Below are 5158 nucleotides of genomic sequence, written 5' to 3' on the forward strand. Positions count from 1 at the left end.
GGGTGGTTGCGTGGGCATCTCCTCGTTCTGTAACAGCGATTCAATCCCATTGCTGAGCGCCCGCCCCGCGGCATGCAGTTTCCACCCTCCCTCGTGGCGATAAATCTCTGCAAGTACCATCAGCTGCTCGTGACAGTGCTGAATCTCTGGGCTGAATTGAGCAATATTCTCCGCGATCAGCATCAGACTACTAAGTGCAGAAATGCCTTCACCGTCATCACCGTCGATAGCGATAATTATTGAAATTTTACTGACGTCTGCGTCAATTTTGCTGAGATCCAATGAGATAGTGCTTTCATGTGGAATACCCTCTGGAGCTATATTGTGATCGGGCAGGTTAGGTTGATTTAAAAATACCATGTCCTCATCCATGTTGATCATGGTGTACTTATTGATCAGAAATACAGTGTTATCTACCTGTCCATGAAAGCCAGATGGAGTGGTGTATTTTATTCTCAGTGTCAACTGCGAGGTTGTAAGGATCTGGTTTTGACCTGTTTGTAACGACATGATGCCAATCTCCTTTTGTCTATCACTCGCTAAGCGTTTGCTTAAGCGCAGAGGAGCGCACGCAGGTATGGCGCTTATCTCGGTTATACATGCTATTTAAAATAGATATTGGCAATATAAAGTCACTAAAAATATATTGTTTTTTCTTTTTTTGCGAGATGCGCTGTAAATGAGTTTTTTATATGGCGATGTGTCCCTCGGTGTTTTGTTGTGTGTATATCAATTCATTTATTTAGATGTTTATATCATTAGCTTTCCTGTTTTAATTGCGGGGTGCTACGGTGCGGATAAATAAGGAAGTAAAACCAGAGCGACACAGTTAATTTATGCTTGAGGAGGAGTGCCATTTTAGACATCAGGCACGTTCCATTCTGCTTAACCGTTTTCGATGGGGAGCGTATCGGTTGTCCGCTAAGAAATATTTACCTGAGAAGTCGAAGCCCTCTCGAGACAATTTTCTTGAATTCTTCACACTGAGTATGCTCCGGCTCTGTACAGCGGGCAGCATGCTTCAGCCCCCGACTTAACAGTTGCAACCTGCGAATGGTGTTGTCTATCTCCTTTGCGCGCTGGTGGAGCAACTCGCGGTCGATAGCAACCTTACCCTCCGTATTGAACATCGTAGCCATTTCATCCAGAGAAAACCCAGCGGCCTGGCCTAACCCAATCAGTTGCAGTTTATTCAGCACGTTTTCATGGTACTGCCTCCTCAGGCCATTGCGGCCAACAGGTGTGATTAATCCTTTCTTTTCGTAAAACCGCAACGCTGAGGGGGTAACGCCAGAAAGGTTAGCAATCTCTCGGATATCCAGTTCTTTCATTGTTGACTTGAACCTTACTTTAAGTTGCACACTGGTTCCCAGTTTAGTATGTCATCAAAAAAGGAAGCAGACATTGGATATGATTCTTGTTCTTCAAACGGTCATAACAGGTATCGGCGCAACGTTGGTCATGGATTTATGGTCATGGTGTCAGAAACACCTACTGAACGTTCCGCCACTGAATTATGCGCTGGTTGGTCGCTGGATTTTATGGCTCCCCAGAGGAAAATTCTGGCATCACACAATCGTCTCGACGTCCCGAATGCAAGGAGAGATTTTTACTGGCTGGGCATTTCATTACCTGACCGGAATACTTTTTGCGTCTATACCGTTTATGTTGGCCGGAGGAGGCTGGTTTCATGAACCTTGTCTGTTAACGGGTCTGCTGGTCGGTGTGTTAACGTTACCGGCTCCGTTCATGATGCTACAGCCCGCGTTTGGCTTTGGCATCGCGGCGTCCCGCACCTCCCGCCCGTGGTTGGCGCGCTTGTTAAGCCTTGTGACGCATCTGGTATATGGAATCGGACTTTATGGCATGGCCACTGTTCTGACCGTATTCTCATGGCCTTAACCGTGGTCTGCTGTTCCGTTAGCCTTTTCTGTCTGTGTGTGTGATTTCTTCGTGCAGTACCTCAATCAGTTCTTTCAAACCCTGTGGCAGTCGTCGGTGCCCCGGATAATAGAGATACATCGGCGGTTCGATGGGGGACCATTCTGGTAGGACGACCCTGAGACTGCCATCGCGGATATAATCACGCACTCTGTCTTTCAAACAGTAGGCAATACCGACTCCCGACAGGGCCAGCTCGATAGCCAGCGCCGTTTCGCTGACACAAACAGGCCCTGTTACATCCACCACGCGATAATCCTCTTTCCGGCGGAACTCCCACCTGTAGATAATCCCCTGCCCAGTGCGCATCTGGATGCAGTCATGAAGTCGCAAATCCTCCGGTATGGAAGGGGGAGTGTGCTGGTAAAGATACCGTGGAGAAGCCACCGCCACCCATGTAAGTTCGCCGCCAAGACGAACGGCAACCAGGTCTTCAGGTACTGTGCCACCGAAACGTATCCCGGCATCAAAGCCCTCGGACACGATATCCACCATGCGATCGTCCACGCTGATTTCGACTTCAACATCAGGATATTTGCTGATAAAGCGCGGAAGATGTCGGGCAATAACCAAACGGGCACCATCGCTCAGCACGTTAAGTCGCAGCCGACCTACAGGGCGATCTCGCATAAGGTTTATCTCTTCCAGGGCGTCGCCAATTTCCCTGAACCCAGTGGTAAGTCGCAGTGCCAGAGTGGTCCCGGCTTCGGTCGGTGAAACGGTCCGGCTGGTTCGGTTAAGCAGCCGGACGCCAAGGCGGGTCTCCAGATTGCGTATGGAATGGCTGAGGGCCGAAGTAGTAATCCCCAGTTCAACCGCTGCTTTGGTAAAACTGCGCATTCTTTCTGTGATTAAAAAGGCATTGAGGTCGGCAAGGTCGCTGCGGGTAAGCGTGGTGGGAGTTTTGGCTGGCATAGATAATGGACCGTTGAGTTGATTTCAACGTGTCATTAAATTTAATGACACAAAATCGCCTTTAAGGAATGTTAAGTTTAGATGGATTCAACATAGAGATGCAACCCACCAGCGATCTTCTCAGGGGGATGCTTTTTCATCAGACCTCCTGGAGAGATTCACGTGTTCCATATCTGGACTCTGCTTCCTGCATTATACCTGCTTTTCAGATTTGTCAGGCCGCTAACCATTTCACTTGTCCTGAAAATCATCATTGGTTTATTGATTGCGGCAGTGTGTGAGTTCCATTGGTTTACTCGGCTTCTGACTGGAAATATGTTTTCTCCTGAGTTGTCTCGGCCGCTGATGATCCTGGTGGGATGGCTCTTTGGTGTGGCCGTTTTTCTGGCTGGGCTTCTCCTGCTCCGTGACGCACTCTACCTTATTTTAAGGATACTTTTCGGTCAGCCTCTCACACACCAGTCTGGATTACGGGGGCTGTTGCTGGCCGTGGCCGTCATTTTGTCATCAGTCGCTGTTTGGCAGGGCATCAGGGCCCCGCAGGTCAATCACGTCCGGATAACGCTTAAGGGGCCTGCCTCCTCAGTTTGAAGGATTCTCGATAGTTCAACTCGCCGACCTCCATTCCAGCAGACTTCTGCCTCGGAACTGGGTACAGGACGTGGTCACCCGAACCAACGCCCTCAACGCCGATCTTATCGTTCTCACTGGGGATATGGTTGACGGCTGGGTGATGTCCCGCTATGGGGACATTGAACCTCTGGGCGACCTGCGCGCAAAACACGGGGTTTGGGCTGTGACAGGTAACCACGAGTACTATTTTTGTGCCCCGGACTGGGTGAAAACATTCGAAAAACTCGGGTTAACCTTCCTGAACAATTCCGCTACCCGTATTACCCAGGGGAGTGCTGCAATCTACCTTGCTGGCGTTACTGATGCTGTCGCTCCGAAATATGGGTTGCAGGGTCCCCAACTGAATGATGCCCTGGCAGCACGCCGTCCTGATGACACGGTCATTCTGCTTGATCATCGTCCGGGAAACGCCCGACAAAACGAAGAGATGGGCGTTAGCCTCCAGCTTTCTGGTCACACTCACGGAGGCATGATTTCCGGACTCGATAAACTCATCGGATCCGCCAACAACGGGTTTGTATCAGGCCAGTACCCTCTGGGAGCGATGACGCTGTACGTGAGTAACGGTACAGGGATTTGGAACGGATTTCCCTTTCGCCTTGGCAAGCAGTCAGAAATAACACTCATCACCCTGCACAGTACAAATCACGTTCTCAGGAGTTAGACTCAGTGTCAGAAAACAGCATGATAGGGGCAGATGGACGTATCCGCCCACCCTTAGGTCTTTTGCCCGCAATGCTTGCGCTCGGTGCCGGAGGATTATGCATCGGTACCGGGGAGTTTGCCCCAATGAGCCTTCTGCCCGATCTCGCTCAGGGCACGGATGTTTCGATTCCAGCAGCCGGTGGCTACATCAGCGCGTATGCGGCTGGTGTGGTGATCGGTGCTCCAGCTATCGCTGTACTGGGTGCGCGACTGCCACGCAAAATACTTCTGCTCATTCTGCTGATGATTGCCATGGTTGGATATGCATTTAGTGCCATGGCGTGGAACGCTCCCTCCATGCTGACTGCTCGCTTCCTCTCCGGAATGCCTCATGGTGCATGGTATGGCGTGTCGGCTCTGGTTGCTGCTTCTATGGTATCACCACAGCATAGGGCACGTTATATCGGCTATGTGATGCTTGGGCTTGGGGTGGCAAACGTGGCGGGCGTTCCGCTGGTTACCTGGGTTGGACAGGTTCTGGGCTGGAGAATGTCTTTCTGGGGCGTGTTTGCGGGACTGGTGCTGACGGTAGCAATCGTTTCGCTGTGCGTTCCCTCCATTGCTGCTGATGGTACTGCATCTCCCGTTAAAGAGCTTGGGGCGCTGCGTAGCCCCCAGATACTGATGACGTTTGCGGTGGCTTCAGTCAGTTTTGCGGGTATGTTTGCAGTATACAGCTTTATCACCCCCGCGCTGACCGAAATGGCTGGCTTCTCTTTGTCAGCCGTACCCTGGATCCTGATTCTCTGGGGGGCGGGTATGGTTGCCGGTAATATTATCGGAGGGCGACTAGCCGACAGAGCGCTTATCCCATCGATCTTTGGCATCATTATATGGAATGTGGTTTTTCTGGTTCTGTTTTCTCTGACGGGCTCCCTACAACTGCCGACGCTCATGGTGCTGTTTTTGCTGGGGGGCGGGTTTGCTCTCGTGCCTGCGCTCCAGTCGCATATGATGGACATTG

7 protein-coding genes are annotated in these 5158 nt (G+C 50.9%); 4 read left to right on the forward strand and 3 right to left on the reverse strand.

Going from position 1 to position 5158, the window contains the following annotated elements; translation table 11 throughout:
• Positions 1–510 (reverse strand): TerD family protein (locus J5224_RS23235; protein ID WP_264627609.1); only part of this gene is annotated, 510 nt, incomplete at its 3' end.
• Between the two features lie 422 nt (positions 511–932).
• Positions 933–1331 (reverse strand): helix-turn-helix domain-containing protein, encoded by a 399-nt coding sequence (locus tag J5224_RS23240; RefSeq protein WP_264627610.1) that lies wholly within the window; start codon positions 1329–1331, stop codon positions 933–935.
• A 79-nt stretch (positions 1332–1410) separates the two neighbouring features.
• Between J5224_RS23240 and J5224_RS23245 the strand changes: the two genes are divergently transcribed.
• Complete coding sequence (locus J5224_RS23245; RefSeq protein ID WP_264627614.1) at positions 1411–1902, forward strand: DUF2938 domain-containing protein; 492 nt, start codon at positions 1411–1413, stop codon at positions 1900–1902.
• A gap of 18 nt (positions 1903–1920) precedes the next feature.
• On the opposite strand, the gene J5224_RS23250 is transcribed toward J5224_RS23245, so the two are convergent.
• Positions 1921–2856: a LysR family transcriptional regulator gene (locus tag J5224_RS23250; RefSeq protein WP_264627611.1), complete on the reverse strand. Its 936-nt coding sequence runs from the start codon at positions 2854–2856 to the stop codon at positions 1921–1923.
• Positions 2857–3018: 162 nt separating this feature from the next.
• Here J5224_RS23250 and J5224_RS23255 point away from each other — a divergent pair, with 162 nt between their 5' ends.
• The 3 genes from J5224_RS23255 to J5224_RS23265 form a co-directional block, all read left to right on the forward strand.
• Positions 3019–3447 (forward strand): hypothetical protein, encoded by a 429-nt coding sequence (locus tag J5224_RS23255; protein ID WP_264627612.1) that lies wholly within the window; start codon positions 3019–3021, stop codon positions 3445–3447.
• Between the two features lie 46 nt (positions 3448–3493).
• Positions 3494–4153, forward strand: coding sequence for a metallophosphoesterase (locus J5224_RS23260; RefSeq protein ID WP_264627615.1), 660 nt, complete (start codon positions 3494–3496; stop codon positions 4151–4153).
• A gap of 5 nt (positions 4154–4158) precedes the next feature.
• A partial coding sequence (locus tag J5224_RS23265) for an MFS transporter (RefSeq protein ID WP_264627613.1) occupies positions 4159–5158 on the forward strand: 1000 nt, incomplete at its 3' end.

The organism is Candidatus Symbiopectobacterium sp. NZEC135, from assembly GCF_025962695.1.